The 15,007-nt window shown below is 60.1% G+C and carries 14 protein-coding genes; 8 read left to right on the top strand and 6 right to left on the bottom strand.

What is annotated here, in order from left to right; genetic code table 11:
• Window positions 1-4 precede the first annotated feature (4 nt).
• The 5 genes from ACVDG9_RS01335 to ACVDG9_RS01315 form a co-directional block, all read right to left on the bottom strand.
• On the bottom strand, window positions 5-1,210 hold the full coding sequence (locus tag ACVDG9_RS01335) for an efflux RND transporter periplasmic adaptor subunit (protein ID WP_447237120.1): 1,206 nt from the start codon (window positions 1,208-1,210) through the stop codon (window positions 5-7).
• Window positions 1,211-1,407: 197 nt separating this feature from the next.
• Window positions 1,408-2,295, bottom strand: a complete 888-nt coding sequence (locus ACVDG9_RS01330) for a DMT family transporter (protein ID WP_447237119.1) — start codon at window positions 2,293-2,295, stop codon at window positions 1,408-1,410.
• A gap of 102 nt (window positions 2,296-2,397) precedes the next feature.
• Entirely contained in the window at window positions 2,398-3,507 is a 1,110-nt protein-coding gene (locus ACVDG9_RS01325; protein WP_447237118.1) for an alpha/beta fold hydrolase, read from the bottom strand.
• Window positions 3,508-3,634: 127 nt separating this feature from the next.
• On the bottom strand, window positions 3,635-4,084 hold the full coding sequence (locus ACVDG9_RS01320) for a DoxX family protein (RefSeq protein ID WP_055657103.1): 450 nt from the start codon (window positions 4,082-4,084) through the stop codon (window positions 3,635-3,637).
• A 228-nt stretch (window positions 4,085-4,312) separates the two neighbouring features.
• Complete coding sequence (locus tag ACVDG9_RS01315) at window positions 4,313-5,173, bottom strand: alpha/beta fold hydrolase (RefSeq protein WP_447237117.1); 861 nt, start codon at window positions 5,171-5,173, stop codon at window positions 4,313-4,315.
• A 164-nt stretch (window positions 5,174-5,337) separates the two neighbouring features.
• On the opposite strand from ACVDG9_RS01315, the gene ACVDG9_RS01310 reads away from it, so the two are divergent.
• Genes ACVDG9_RS01310 through ACVDG9_RS01300 form a run of 3 tightly spaced genes read left to right on the top strand, consistent with a single transcriptional unit; the run spans window position 5,338 to window position 8,472 of the window.
• Entirely contained in the window at window positions 5,338-6,000 is a 663-nt protein-coding gene (locus tag ACVDG9_RS01310) for a response regulator transcription factor (protein WP_022999082.1), read from the top strand.
• Window positions 5,990-6,361 carry a response regulator transcription factor gene (locus ACVDG9_RS01305; protein ID WP_022999083.1) on the top strand — a complete coding sequence of 124 codons (372 nt, stop codon included), beginning with the start codon at window positions 5,990-5,992 and terminating at the stop codon, window positions 6,359-6,361. The genes ACVDG9_RS01310 and ACVDG9_RS01305 overlap by 11 nt, the downstream gene beginning before the upstream one ends.
• 14 nt (window positions 6,362-6,375) lie before the next feature.
• Window positions 6,376-8,472 (top strand): PAS domain-containing sensor histidine kinase, encoded by a 2,097-nt coding sequence (locus tag ACVDG9_RS01300; protein WP_447237116.1) that lies wholly within the window; start codon window positions 6,376-6,378, stop codon window positions 8,470-8,472.
• A 48-nt stretch (window positions 8,473-8,520) separates the two neighbouring features.
• Here ACVDG9_RS01300 and ACVDG9_RS01295 read toward each other — a convergent pair whose 3' ends face one another.
• Complete coding sequence (locus tag ACVDG9_RS01295) at window positions 8,521-9,363, bottom strand: alpha/beta fold hydrolase (protein WP_447238274.1); 843 nt, start codon at window positions 9,361-9,363, stop codon at window positions 8,521-8,523.
• Window positions 9,364-9,802: 439 nt separating this feature from the next.
• On the opposite strand from ACVDG9_RS01295, the gene ACVDG9_RS01290 reads away from it, so the two are divergent.
• The 5 genes from ACVDG9_RS01290 to ACVDG9_RS01270 all read left to right on the top strand — a co-directional run bounded on the left by ACVDG9_RS01290 (window position 9,803) and on the right by ACVDG9_RS01270 (window position 15,007).
• Window positions 9,803-10,516: a RibD family protein gene (locus tag ACVDG9_RS01290; RefSeq protein WP_447237115.1), complete on the top strand. Its 714-nt coding sequence runs from the start codon at window positions 9,803-9,805 to the stop codon at window positions 10,514-10,516.
• Entirely contained in the window at window positions 10,500-11,867 is a 1,368-nt protein-coding gene (locus tag ACVDG9_RS01285) for an MFS transporter (RefSeq protein WP_447237114.1), read from the top strand. The genes ACVDG9_RS01290 and ACVDG9_RS01285 overlap by 17 nt, the downstream gene beginning before the upstream one ends.
• 294 nt (window positions 11,868-12,161) lie before the next feature.
• Window positions 12,162-12,608: a (2Fe-2S)-binding protein gene (locus ACVDG9_RS01280; protein ID WP_447237113.1), complete on the top strand. Its 447-nt coding sequence runs from the start codon at window positions 12,162-12,164 to the stop codon at window positions 12,606-12,608.
• 12 nt (window positions 12,609-12,620) lie between these two features.
• Window positions 12,621-14,867: a xanthine dehydrogenase family protein molybdopterin-binding subunit gene (locus ACVDG9_RS01275; protein WP_447237112.1), complete on the top strand. Its 2,247-nt coding sequence runs from the start codon at window positions 12,621-12,623 to the stop codon at window positions 14,865-14,867.
• Window positions 14,864-15,007, top strand: coding sequence for a hypothetical protein (locus tag ACVDG9_RS01270; RefSeq protein WP_367020919.1), 144 nt, complete (start codon window positions 14,864-14,866; stop codon window positions 15,005-15,007). Before ACVDG9_RS01275 ends, ACVDG9_RS01270 begins: the two co-directional genes overlap by 4 nt.

Below are 15,007 nucleotides of genomic sequence, written 5' to 3'. Positions count from 1 at the left end.
TGTTCTAGCTCGGGATATCGCACGGTTCTGCGGCACTGCAGTCTGATGCCGTGCCGCGTTCGGCGGCCTTTTCTGCAGCCGCCTCTGCCGGAGCGGCCGAGACGGGCTGACCGGGCATCGCACGATCGAGGCCGTCGACGATCACCTGATCGCCTGACTTCAGTCCCTGGGTGACAAGCCAACGGTTGCCGACAGAACGACTTGTCAGGATAGGCTGAGCGGCCGCATTGCCGTCCCTGACTGTCATCACGCTCGCCTGGCCCAGCGTGTCCCACTGGACGGCCCTTTGCGGAACGAGCACTGCCTGGTGAGCGACGCCTTCCGTCACACGGACGCGGACATAGGTGCCTGGCAACAGTTTGCCCTGCGGATTTTCGAACTCGGCGCGGAGCAGAACCTGACCCGTGGTTTCATCGACCACGGCAGACGAAAACAGCAGTCGGCCCGGATGTTCATAGGTGCTGCCGTCGTCAAGGATCAGCTCGATGGCATTGCTGCTTTCGACCGGCTGCATGTCGCCTGCATCGATTTCGCGGCGGACCCTGGACAATTCCGCGAGCGGCGCGATGAAGTCCACATAGAGTGAACTGATATCCCGCACGATCGCCATTTGCGTTCCGTCCTCCTGGCGAACCAGAGCGCCTTCGGACACCAGCGCAGCGCCAATATGACCGTCAATTGGTGAGCGGACCGAGGCATAGCTGAGTTCAAGTTCCGCGGTCTGGAGATTGGCCTTGGCGACGGCAACTTCCGCCTGGGCCTGCTTGCGGTCCGCCAGGGCAACATCGTGCTGTTCCGTGCTGGCAACATTTCGCGCGAGCAGACGCTTCACCCGGTCTGCCCGCTGGTTCGCCAGGCTGAGCGCTGCTTCTGCCCGCGAAAGCTGCGCCTTTGCGGAAGCGACGGCGGCCGCGAATTTGGCCGGGTCGATTTCGAACAGCACGTCGCCCTTGTGGACGTCGCTACCTTGTTCGAATTGCCGTTCCAGTACGATGCCGGAAACCCGCGCCCTGACTTCGGCGAGACGAATGGGCACCAGTCGACCCGGATAATCTTTCTTGAGCGGCATGTCCTCGCCGGCCACCGTGATCGTCTTCACGGCCGGCGGTGGGAAACTGGCATGCGAAGTTTCCTCGGAAGGACTGCAGCCACTGAGTATTATCAGAACCGCAAGGAGCGGGAGTAAGTCGGGAAAGAGCCTGACGTGCATTGGTTATCCGGTAATGAGTACGAGGTACCGGCGGCAGGTTTTGGCACGCCGATGAGCCTGTAGACGCAGACCCGGACGCCTTCTTAAGACCTCAACCTAAGTTGAGGTCAAGGACAAATTTCGGCTTCTTCAAATCCGTCACTTTCCGCATGCCACATCACCGTGCAAAGGCTGGACTTCGCCAAGTTTCGGGTCACTCATCGATTGACAAGTACGATCCCGGCGACGACGAATGCCGCTCCTGCAAGGAGTGAAAAAGTCAGCTGCTCCCCCAGCAGGAGCACTGCCAGGATGCTGCCGAAGATTGGCATCAGGTGGACAAATTGCCCGCCGCGTTCCGGGCCGATGATGCCAATGCCGTAGGACCACAGCAGAAACCCGATCGCCGACGCAAAAACCGCAATATAGGCGACAGCCAGCAGCGACTCGTCGGTGAACTCAGGCCGTTCCACCCCGCGTACGAGGAGAAAAGCCGCCATCACGCAAAGCGCCACCAGAATGCTTGCCACCAGCGTCACGCTCTGCGGCACGGCGGACGGCTTGTGACGCAGCAACAGCGTATACCAGGCCCAGATCAAAATCGCGCCGAGCATCCAGACCTTGCCGGTATCAACCTGAAGAAGGGACACGCCGACGGTTCCGCCAGCCAGGACCAGAACCGAGGCACCCAGCAGCGACACAAGCAGCCCGGCGATCTGGAACAAGGTCGGCCGGAACCCGCTCCAGATCATTCCACCGGCAACAGTCGCGACCGGAGCCAGCGCCAGGATCAGGAGACAGTTCACCGCGGCAGTCTGCGAGAGCGCCTGGTAGACCATCGTGTGAAACGCGGCGATGCCGGTGATCCCAAGCAATGCGACCACGCGCCATGAGGCAACAAGCTCCCGGCGATAGGAGATCAGGCCTCGCAACGTGAAAGGCAGCATCATCGCCAGGCAAAGACCCCATCGGATCGTGTTGAGTTCCAGCGGCGTGATCTCACCTCGGATCGCACGCCCGGCGATAAAGTTTCCCGACCAGAACAGGGTCGCAAAAACGAGCGCGGCAATTGCCGCCGTGGTGTCTTTTTGGATTGCTTGTCTCATCTTCCGGTCATCCTTCGGCTTGATCTGTGGAGATCAGACGCCAAAACCGACCGTCGCACATGAGATCGATGTCCCGCTGCGCTTGATAAAGTGACGTATTGCCTAGGGTGTTTGTCCTGTCTGTGCCGACAGGACGCGCACGATCAACTCGGAACGGGTGTGCACCCCGACCTTGTCGAAGAGCGAAGAGACCTGATTTCTCACGGTCTTTTCGCTCTTGTCCAGAAGCTCCGCAATTTCCGAATTGCTCAGCCCCTTCGCCACCAAAGTCAGCACCTGTTCCTCCGCGGTGGTGAGCCCGAAATCCGTGTCGGATACAGCCAGATCGTCGGAAGTGCCGAGGAAGTCCCGCAAGGATGAAAGAAGAACGTTCCATGCAGGTTCCGTGTCCAGCAATACGTGATTGTTGCTGTCCAGGGGCACGAATTTGGCATCGGGGATGGTCATGGCAAGCTCGCGTCCCTGAGCGAAGGGAACGCGTGCGTCGCCATTTGCATGCAGCACCAGCGTCGGCACTTTCAATTGCGCAGCCAGATTCAGGACGTCGATACGATGCAGCGTTTCCATGGTGCGGGCTGCAATGTCTGCCGACGCGGTGTCTTGCTCAAGAGACCGCCACCATTTGTGCTGCGCAAGCGTTCCGTCCGGAATGAAGAGATGCGTAAAAACCTGATTGAAAGCAGTATCGTCCCTGCCCCACCCCAGCCGCATCAGGTTGGTCAGCGTGGCCGCTTCCAGTCTCGCCCTGTCGCTGGTGTCGCGAGCCAACAGTCCGCGCGCGTAACCGCCGATCAAGACCAGTCGTTCCACCTTGTCCGGATGGCGAAGCGCGTAAGCGATGGAAAGCGCGGCACCTTGAGACATGCCGAGCAGGGTAAAGGGTTCGTCGATTGCTTCGGTCACGGCTTCCAGGTCCGACAGCCAGGCCTCGAAGCTGATCTCGGAGATGTTTCGCGAAGAAAGACCACAGCCGCGAAGGTCGTATCGCACGAGACGTCCGAAGCCAGTCAACTCGGCAAGCCAGTGTTGCCAGACGGGACTGTCAAGATCGCGGGAGATATGGGTCAGCCAGTGCGCGGCTCGAACGATGGTCGGCCCACGCCCTGACGAGGCGCAGGCAATGCGCGCACCATCTTTGGCGGTGACAAAGAAGATGTCTTGTTTTGGAACTCCACGCCGCATCATGGGCAGGAGTATTACATCTCTTCGCATGGGGGCACAGTATTGCCTTGGCGCGATTGCTGTTCATTTCACACCCCATTGCACCCGGCACAAACGCGCACGGCCTCCGGGATGGGCGGAGGCCGTGAAGCGTTTTTCAGTTTTTACAGGGACGCGATTACTGCAGTCGAGTTCCGATCCGGGCATCGACGCTAAAGCGGCCAGCGCCATAGGCTACGATCTGCAACAGTCCACCGGCGATCGATATGTTCTTGAAGAAGTGGATGAACTGGTTCTGATCACCGAGCTGATTGTGGAAGGCCAGAGCTGCTGCCACAGTAAAGAGTGCCATGACTGCGGCAACGAGACGGGTCTGATAACCCGCGATCAGAGCAAGACTGCCGATGATTTCAACCGCAACTGCGCCGATATAGGCGAGCGTTGCGAAGGGCAGGCCTGCCGCATCGATCCAGGCGATGGTAGCTTCTGCAGACCCAAGTTTGGAAATGCCGGAAAGCAGAAACAAAGGGGCGATCAGCAGGCGTGCGGCCAGCGGCACGGCGCCGTCCAGACTGCGGGTGAGTGCGGAGCCGCCTTCAGGTGCGGCCGATACATCGAGATTTGCCATTTTCAGTACTCCTGTTTTGCCGGACCTTTCCTTATTCGTCCGGGCCTGATTAAAAGATATCGTCTACTTTTCTGATTATAAGTCACCAAAATCGGATCACATTGTAATCGATTATTGAACAATCCAATCCGACTTGCCGTAAGCGGCGGGATGAGATCTGTGCGCCCGGGAGATTCAGCGACGGCAATTTCGAACCGAAATCTGCCGGCGCCGAAGTTTCAACCTTCATCAGGCGTTGCTGACAAAACTGGCGATGATGTCCGCCGTCAGTTCAGGATGCTGATGCTGGGGCCCATGGCCTGCGCTGGGGTAAGTCACCAGTGTGACTGTCGGCAGGACGCCGTTCAGCGCGTACCAGTTCTCGACCGGGAAGATGATGTCGTGATCTCCGCCGATATGCAGGATCGGCACGCTGGTCGTCTTCAGCGTCTCCATCACCGGCGGAGCCGGGAAAGCCGGATTGGCCGGACCACCGGCAATGCGAGCCCGTGCAAAATCTATCGGAACTGCCGGGCTCGTATCGCCCTCACGCGCTTCGATGCGTGCCTGGGACCGGCTTGCGGCCGCGCGGCTTGAAGCCGATTTCGGTTCGAAGAAAAGGGCAACCACGTCCTCGAAGTCATTCACGTCCTTGCCGGCAAGGTTGTAAAAAAGCTGCTCTGCCGGTTTCACCAGATCGCCGGGAGGTGTCGAGCCCAAGAGCACAAGGTGGCTGATCTCCTGCGGATAAAGCGTCAGCGCCACCTGGGCCGCCATGCCGCCGATCGACCAACCGAGCAGGATCACGTCCTTCAGGCCCAGCGCCTGGATAAGATCACGCGGATCTGCGGCCATCTCCAGAGGATTGTAACTGGGTGTGCCGGTGGACAGGCCAAGGCCGGAATAGTCGAAGGTGATGACACGAAAGCCTCTTTCGGCAAGCCCGTTCAGGAAGGCCGGATCCCAAAGATCCAGAGTGCCGCGAAAGCGCGTTGCCAGCAGGATCGGCTTGCCTTTGCCGATGGACCTGTAAGCCAGAGTTCTGCCACCGGTTTCGATGAATTGGATCGGTGCCGTCAGGGCATCGTTTTCTGCAATCTTGTCGAGCATGTCCGTCTCCTCTGCTCCTTGCCGAATTGCGCCGGATCGCTTGCCTTTCCGGCTGATGGCTAGAAGGTGAGCCAAGACGGGTCCCGGAACCATTATCTGCCAGGATGCTGCACTCATACTGGCGTATGATTGAACGGACTGCAGGCCCATGCGAGGACTTGGCCATGACTGACAATCCGATTGTTCACATCATCGACGATGACACCTCGCTACGCGAAGCCTTGGTCCGGCTGTTCCGGTCCGTTGGTCTTGAGGCGAGGCCTTATGTGTCCGTCGCGGCTTTTCTTGAGGCCGGCAACAACGACACTCCGGGGTGTCTTTTGCTCGATGTGCGCTTGCCCGGCATGAGCGGTCTCGATTTTCAACGCCAACTGGAGGATCTCGGGATCCGTATGCCGGCCATCATGATGACCGGCCACGGAGATATCCCGATGTCCGTCAGCGCGATGAAGGCGGGTGCAGTCGACTTTTTGCCGAAGCCTTTCCGCGACCAGGACCTTCTGGATGCGGTGGCAATTGCAATCGAACGCGACAGCCGCAATCGGACCGACAATCGGGAAAAAGACCAGTTGCAGGCTCTGTACGAAAGCCTGACCCGGCGCGAACGGCAGGTGATGACGCGTGTCTGCGCCGGACGCCTCAACAAGCAGGTCGCAGCGGATCTCGACCTCAGCGAAATCACAGTAAAGATCCACCGTGGAACGATGATGAAAAAAATGAGAGCCAGAACCCTGGCCGACCTTGTGCGCATGGCCCAGATCCTCGGTCTGAAAGACCCTCATGTGGATGCCTCCGGATTGGCGAGGCTCGACAGTCATGACCTCTGAGGCAGCCTGCGTGGCGGTCATCGATGACGATGAATCGCTGCGCAACGCCATTTCGTCGCTGCTGCGTTCAGTGGGAATGCGCGTTTCAACCTTTGCCACCGCCGACCTTTTCCTGAACCGTGCGGTGCTTGGCGACACCGATCTGATCATTACTGACATTCACATGCCGGGCATGTCCGGCATCGAGTTGAAAGACCGGCTCGACGATCTGGACTGCCAGGTCCCCGTGATCATGATCACCGCCAAGACCGAGCAGAATCTGCTTGACCGGGCGGAGGCCTCGGGAGCCTACTCGGTATTCCGGAAACCCTTCGATACCGACGACTTACTCAACACGATCGAGCAGGCCCTTGCCGACTGAACGGGAGATGCCGCATGCTGGAAGGACCTATCCCTCTTTCTGAATTGCAGCGCCCTGACGCAGCAGCAACCGCCCTTCTGGACCATGCCCCGCAAAGCGTCGTCCTGTGCGACGGAACCTGGCGCATCGTCTACTGGAACCGGGCGAGCGAAACGCTCTATGGCTGGACATCAGCTCAAGTACTCGGACAGGAGCTGAACACGCTGTTGCAAAGCCGGCATCCCCAACCCGTCCAGGCCCTGCAGCAGACTTTCTCAAGGCACCGGGCCTGGGACGGTGATCTGGAACGCACCACCGCCTCCGGCAACACTCTCACCGTCGAAACGACCTGGGCGATGGTGCCTGCGGCAGACGGGCAGTCCGAGTGGCTCATCGAATACGGACGCGACATCACCGCGTTGAGTGATGCGGAAATCTCCGTCCGCACACTCACCCACCAGTACACGAACGTGTTCCAGGCCATGGCCGCCTCGTTCTGGGAACTGGACTTCACCGAAGTCCGCCAGATGATCGGCGGCCTGCTGCAATCCGGCGTCACCGATTTCGCGGCCTATTTTCAAAACCATCCCGAGTTTATCGACGAGGCCATTGCCCGCACGACGATCCTGGATGTCAACGATGCGACCGTGCGGCTGTTCGGGGGCAAGGACCGGGACGGCATGATCGGCCGAAACATCTCGCCATTCTGGCCGCAGGAAAGCCGGACCATCTATGCCCGATCCTTGCTGGCCGCCCTGCGGCGTGAACCCAACTTGCAGACTGAAACCCGGCTATCGACGCTCGACGGGCAGCTGATCGATGCTCTCTTCACCGTGTGTTGGCCGGAGGGCCATCATGGTCGTGGCTCGGTTCTGGTCGGTGTCATCGACCTTACCGACCGCGTCAAGGCGGAAGAGGAACTGAGACAGTCGGAACTGCGTTTCCGCGATCTTTTCCAGGCCATGTCCACGGCCTTGTTCCAGCTCGACACTGCGGGCTTGCTTGGCTTCTATGACGACTTGCATGCCCGAGGCATTACCGACATGGGCGCTCATCTTGACGACCATCCGGAGGATCTCAGGCGCGCAATGGAGGGCTGCCTCATCGTCGAGGTCAATACAGCTGCTCTCAAGATACTTGGTGCGGAAGCGGCAGAGGACCTCATAGGCCAGACAGTATCCCGCTTCTGGCCTGCGTCCGGTGATGAGGCCTTCCGGGCCGTGCTTCAGCACAGCTTCGCCTCGGCAACCCCGTTCGAAGTCCGCGCCCGGAACTGCCGCCTCGACGGAAGCGAGTTCGACACGATGTTTCTGGTCAATGCCTCGCCGATCCTGCGGGCAAGGAAGATGACGCTTGTCGGGCTCGTCGACATCACGGATGAAGTTGAGGCAAAGTCCGCCTTGCAAAAGCTTCAGGCCGAATTCGCGCATGCTTCCCGGCTTTCGGTGCTCGGGGAACTGGCAGCCTCCATCGCCCATGAGGTCAACCAGCCGCTGGCGGCAATCGCCGCAAACGGGTCAGCCGCCGGCCGCTGGCTGAAGCGGCCCGACCCCGATCTTGAGGAACTGATGGCCATCAACGAGGCGATGGTCTGCGACGCAAGGCGCGCGGCCGACATCGTGTCCAGGATCCGCTCCATGGCCACCAAGCGGGAGACCCAGCAGCTTGCAGCATCAGTCAATCGGATCATCGAGGAGGCTCTGGTCTTTCTTTCCCACGAGCTGCAAGCCCACGGCACAAATACACGAACCGCGCTGAAGGACGGCCTGCCGGATGTCCTCGTCGACCGGGTGCAGATCCAGCAGGTGGTGGTCAATCTCATTCTCAACGCCGTTCAGGAACTTGCCCGCAAGAACATTCCCTTCCCGCTGATCGAAGTCACGACCTCGCAGGTGGACAACAGGGTTGTCATCCGCGTGGAAGATACCGGTGCCGGCATTCCGGCGGAGATGCGCGAGCGTATATTCGAAAGCTTCTACACCACCAAACAGACCGGACTTGGCATCGGCCTGTCCATCTGCCGCAATATCGTGGAAGGTCATGGCGGCAGGATCCTGGCGGACGGTTCACCGCTCGGCGGGGCACGGTTTCAGGTGGAGCTGCCCGTTGCCTCTGCAGCGGTGCAAACATGATCGGGAGGACGCTGCCGTCCTCCCGTTTATCTGGCTGAAACCTAGTCCTCACGCCGGCTGGACGAAGAACTCCAGAAGATCGGGATTGACGATGTCCGGGTGGGTCGTTGCAAGGCCGTGCGGCAGCCCCGCATAGACCTTCAGCGTGCCCTTCGGCAGCAGCTTGATGCTTTCAAGCGCCGAGGCCCCGATCGGGACGATCTGGTCGTCGTCGCCGTGCATGACCAGAACCGGAATATCGATTTTTTTCAGGTCTTCCGTGAAATCGGTCTGGGAAAACGCCTTGATGCAGTCGTAATGAGCCTTTGCTCCCCCCATCATGCCCTGGCGCCACCAATTGTCGACGATGCCCTGGCTGACAACGGCACCCGGCCGGTTGAAACCGTAAAACGGACCTGCCGGAATATCGTGGAAGAACTGCGAACGGTTGGCCAGAAAGGTTTCCCGGAAACCGTCGAACACTTCCAGCGGCAGACCGCCCGGATTGGCCGCCGTCTTGACCATCAGCGGCGGCACAGCGCCCAGCAGCACGGCCTTTGAAGCGCGGGCTGTGCCGTGACGGCCGAGGTAGCGGGCCACTTCACCACCGCCGGTGCTGTGGCCGACGTGGATGACGTTTTGCAGGTCCAACGCTTCCACCAGCGCCTTCACGTCATCGGCGTAAGTGTCCATCTCGTTGCCATCGAAGGTCTGGGTCGAACGGCCGTGGCCGCGCCGGTCGTGCGCCAGCACCCGGTACCCCTTCGCCAGAAAGAACATCATCTGGGCGTCCCAGTCATCGGCAGAAAGCGGCCAGCCATGGTGAAACAGGATCGGCTGGGCGTTTTTCGGACCCCAATCCTTGTAAAAGATTTCGGTGCCGTCTGCGGTGGTAACGAATTGCGCGGTCATCTGGCTTGTTCCCCTGATTTCTTCCGCCGTGGCGGGGGTCGGTTGCATAACGATGGATACGGCCCCGCCGATCGCGGGGGCCGATGCCAGTCCTTCAAGAACGAAGCGTCGCGTGACAGATTTCATGGACATGTTGTTCCCCGTAGCTAATGCAGGCGGTGCCTGCGGTGACGTCATCAGCCTGCGGGAAAGGGCACCGTGGAACCATTGTACGGCAGGTCTTACCGCTCATACATCGGTATGGTTGTATTTAACCTCGTGTTTGATTGAAGCTGGTGCTGAGCCAATTTCGTCGACGAAAGCCGGCTTGTTTCATGAGTCCTTCTCATCAGTGCAAGCTGGGCGCAGGGCATATTTTCCATCCGGTCTGCGGGGTAATGTGTCAGCTCCAAATTCGACTTGCCTCCCAAGCGCCTTGAAACCGGAAGCAACGCATCAAATGCAACGACCTTTCATCATCTGCCACATGATCACCTCTCTCGACGGCCGCCTCCTTCCCGGTCGCTGGCCGGCCAGCGAGGAAGAAGTCATGACAGCCTATGAACGCGCTGCCGAACGTCTGGACAATGACGGCTGGATTGTCGGTCGGCGCACAATGGAAGATTTCATTGCCTCAGCTGAACCCTGCATCTCTACAGGTCCGGTTCCGCGTCCGGATCTCATAGCCGGCTCTTCTGGAAACAAGGTCGCAATCTGCTTTGACCGCTCCGGGCGTCTACGCCCCGAAACCGGAGACCTCGACGGCGATCATCTCGTGATCGTGCTGTCGGAAAGAGTTGCGGACGACCATGTCCAGGACCTGTACGCCCGCGGCATTTCCGTTTTCTTTGCCGGTGCGGAGGGAACCGACCTGTCCGGTGCGCTGACAAGGATTTCGGAAGCCTTCGATTGCCGGCGTCTGTTGCTGGAAGGCGGCGGTACTCTCAACGGCGCGTTTCTGGCAGCCGACATGATCGATGAAACCAGCACACTCGTCTTCCCGGTTATTGATGGACAGAGCGGCATTCCAGCCATTTACGAGCATACGCAACCGTGTGATGCCCGCAGGCTCGAACTCATTTCCTCCAGCACATTCGACGACGGAACCATCTGGATCCGCCACAAGGTGATCCGGGACACGTCCCATCGAGACCGGAATGACAGTGACATCTGAATCTCATCCCCCTGCCGGGGCCCTGATCATCATAGCCTTCGCGACGTTCCTTGCACTCGTCGTCTTCACCGCGCCGCTGACGACGCTGGAAGCGATGACACGTGAACTGCACCTGTCGTCGGCCGGTCAGGCGTGGGTCATGGGCGGCATGCCACTGGGTGCGGCCTGCGGCCTGCTGACCGCAGGCGCCCTCGGCGATACACTCGGCCGGCGAATGACGTTCACCGGCGGATTGTGGCTCACGGTTCTGTCGTCGGTTGCCGCAGCGCTTGCCACCAACGGCCTGTTTTTGATCCTCATGCGCATCGTACAGGGCCTTGGAAGTGCCGGCATCATGGCCTGTGGCCTCGGGTTGCTCGGACAGATCTACCAGGGCGAAGCTCGCCGGCACGCAGCGGCAATCTGGGCGGCGGCACTTGGCGGTGGTGTGGCCGCAGGTCCGATCATCGCATCGCTCCTGCTCGGGGTTTCGGGCTGGGCCGCGATACACTGGCTGATAGCGGTGACCTCGGCCCTGCTCGCCCTCGCGGCCCGGGCACGCCTTCCGGAAAGCCAACCCAGCGGTCAGAAGGTCGATCTGGCGGGAAGCGTCGTTCTGATGGCCGGGCTCGGATGCCTTCTTTCGGCATTGACCGAGGCGCGGGTCGGGTCAGCGATGACGGTCGTAACTCTTTCGGCTTCCGGTCTTCTGCTCGTCGCGATTTTTCTGGCGATCGAAAAACGGGTCAGAAATCCGATCCTGACACTGGATCTTTTCGGCGATGCCAATTTCACGGGAGCCACAATTGCGGCCTTCGCCTCGGGCGCGGGTGTGCTTGCCCTTATGTCCATGGTTCCGACCGTACTGGTCCGCGGCCTTGGAATGGAACCGCTGTTTGCTGCCGTTGTTCTTGTCGCCTGGTCCGGTGTCACCGTTATCGCCGCTCTTGCGGCACGCCTGCTGCCGGACCGGTTCACTTCTAGACAAAGGGTTATCTGGGCCATTCTCGGTTGTGCACTTGCCCAGTTCCTGCTGATTGCCGCTGATGCCGATACGACCTGGGCAGCCGTTCTTCCCGGTCTGTTCATCGCCGGGCTGGCCAATGGCGTCCTGAACGCTTCCCTGGGCCACGAAGCTGTGCAGACGGTCCCCCCAGAACGCAGTGCCATGGGGTCCGCCGCCAACAACACGGCCCGCTACCTCGGTTCGGCCATCGGCATTGCACTTGTCTCCCTTCTGATTGGAGAACCGACGGTCGAGGGTTTTTTTGCCGGCTGGCATGGGGCGGTCATTGTCAGCACCGTCAGCAGCCTGATCGGCGTTGCAGCCATGCTGTTTGTCAGTCGTCGTGGTACCCGACCGACAGTGTGACGCCGGCGGCAGAAGCGCCCTCGACATCGCTCAATGACCAGACCTTGCCTGCTTTGTCAGTGGGCTGTCGCTGTGTGCAGGCCAGGGACATCCACTTGGTTCGCCCGGTTCGTTTCATGAGGTCAGATCATAACTCGTTTCAAGAGACGTGCCTTAATCCCCCGGCCTGATGACTTCATATTACCCGTGACGCGCCGGGCATGACGCTGCCTGAAGCGAAACGGACGCAAGCATGATGCCGCGTTGCGCAATCAGCCGTCGGCACGCCTTCATGAAAACTCGAGGAGAGGCACCATGGAACTGAACATCAATGGATCCCGGCACGAGGTTGACGTTGAACCCGACACCCCGTTGCTGTGGGTATTGCGGGACACGCTCGGAATGACCGGCACCAAATACGGATGTGGCCTTGCCCAATGCGGAGCCTGCACGGTGCTTGTCGACGGTTACGCGACCCGTACCTGTGTCACCCCGGTCGAAAGTGTCGCCGGTTCCGAGATCACGACCATCGAAGCAATTGAACAAGATCCGATCGGCAGGAAAGTGGTCGACGCCTGGGTGGAAAACCAGGTGCCGCAATGCGGCTATTGCCAGTCTGGCCAGGTCATGGCTGCCACGTCCCTTCTCAAGGAAAACGCCAGCCCATCGGAAGACGACATTGCCGCAGCAATGACCAATCTGTGCCGATGCGGCACTTACAATGCGATTTCGAAAGCCGTGCGTCAGGCCGCTGAAGTTTAAGGAGGCGCTCCCATGAAAATTGATGAAAATTCCGGTTTCACGCGCGCCGATATAAACACAGCGCGCCCGCTGAACGTCTCACGCCGTGGCTTTCTCGCCGGTTCTATCAGCGCGCTGGTTCTGACCGTATCTTTTCCTGCTGGAACCGGGCGGGCGATTGCGCAGGCCGGCCTGACCACGCCGGGTACCCGGATCGATGCCTACCTGGAAATTCTGGCCGACAGCACGGTGAAATTCCGCAGCGCTTTTGTGGAAGGCGGGCAGGGTATCTACACCGCCATGGCCCAGATCGTCGGTGAGGAACTGGATGTCGAGCCGGGCAACTTTCAAGTTGAAACGGCGCCCCCGGGACCCGACTACCTGCTGATCGGCGGGCAAATTCGCTTTACCGGCGGCAGCATGTCCGTGCGCATGAGCTATGACGCCATGCGCAAGCTTGGTGCGACTGCCCGTCAGATGCTGCTGCAAGCCGCTTCTGGGCGCCTTGGCGTGCCGATTGAAACCCTCACGACCGAACCCGGGAAAGTGGTTCATCCGGCCTCCGGGCAATCGATCCCCTATGGAGACCTTGCGACAGCTGCGGCGGCCCTTCCGGTGCCGGAAACAGTCGAATTGCGGTCGAAGGATGAATTCCGCTGGATCGGAAAGCCGCACGACAGGCTGGACGTTCTCGACAAGTCCACGGGACGGGCGCAATACGCGATCGATCTTTCGGTCGATGGCATGCTCTACGGTGCGGTACAACATGCACCGCGTCTTGGCCAGCAACCTGGCGCATTCGCCAATGAGGCAAACGTCGAGGCGATGCCCGGCGTGCATTCCCTTCACAAATTGCCCGGAGCCGTCGCGGTTCTGGCAGACAGCTGGTGGCGCGCCCGGATGGCCGTTGAGAAGCTGGAAGTCGAGTGGACAGAAGCTCCCGCAGGTACCGCTCGCGCCATGCCGGACACCTTCTCCTCCGAAGCGCACAAGGAAATGCTCAAGGCGACGGCCGGTCAAGGGATCGCGTTTGAAGCCGAAGGAGATGCCGATGCCGCGCTAGCATCCTCCGCCAAGGTGATCGAAGCCGCCTATGACGCCCCCTATCTGGCACATGGTCAGCTTGAGCCGCCCTCTGCGCTTGTACGCTGGAACGACGACGGCACGCTGGAAATGTGGGTCCCGAACCAGGCTCCAGAGATGTTCCAGGCCGATGCCGCGAAGGTGGCCGGGATATCTGCGGACAAGGTCATTGTTCATTCCCCGATGCTCGGAGGCTTCTTCGGCCGTCATTTCCTCTATCAGACGGCAAATCCCTATCCGCAGGCGATCCTGCTGTCCAAGGCGGCTGGCCGCCCGGTAAAACTCCTTTGGAGCCGCGAGGAAGAATTCCTGCGCGACGCTCTTCGGCCAATTGGCACGGTGCGGTTCAGGGCTGCGATCGGCCCGGATGGCCATCCCCTGGCTTTCGACGCGGTTGCCGTCGGCGAAGGCCCCACCGGACGCTGGTACGGTCGTCAGCCGGACAAGGTCGACAGCTCATCGGTCGAGGGAATTGCCGGCAAGCCCTACGCGATCGCAAACAAGCGCGTGGGTCAGATCCATGTCGATGATCCGGCCATTATCGGGTTCTGGCGTTCCGTCGGTCATTCGATGAATGATTTCTTCTATGAGTCCTTTTTCGACGAAATGGCTGATGCCGGCGAGCAGGATCCCTTTGAACTGCGTCTCAAGTTGCTGGACCACAGCCCACGCCACAAGACACTCCTGCAGACGGTTGGTGACTTGTCCGGCGGTTGGAAAAGAGGGCCCTTTGAGGCGGAAGACGGAACGCGGCGCGCCCGCGGTGTTGCCATGGCCTCTCCTTTCGGCAGCGAGGTGGCAACGATTGCAGAAGTCTCCCTGGATGGCGGCGAAGTGGTCGTTCACGATGTCTGGGTCGCTATCGATCCGGGCAGCATCGTCAATCCAGCGATTATCGAAGCCCAGGTAAACTCCGCCGTGGCACTCGGTCTTTCTTCCGCATTGCTGGAAGAGGTCGTCTACACCGATGGTATGCCCGAAGCCCGCAATTACGACATGTATCCGATCCTGCCTCCTGAGCGCATGCCGCGCGTTCATGTCCGTATCGTGGAGAGCGGTGCGCCGATGGGAGGTGTCGGTGAACCCGGGCTTCCAGGCATACCGCCGGCAGTCGCAAATGCCGTAGCTGTTCTCACCGGCGAACGAATCCGGAGCCTGCCGCTTTCCAGGTTTGATTTTTCGGGAGCAGACGGATGATCAGCAAGATTATTGCAGCCATCGGCATCTCGCTGATGATTTATGGTGCTCCCTGCGCTTTTGCGCAGGGAGGTGACCTTTCGGGACAACAAGCGCTCCTTTTGAAACAGGACCTTGGCCTTCAAGCTGGCAGGAGCTGA

The sequence above is a fragment of the Roseibium sp. RP-7 genome (assembly GCF_053005225.1).
The sequence above is the reverse complement of the archived record's forward strand: the minus strand, read 5'-3'. Positions and strand labels throughout refer to the sequence as shown.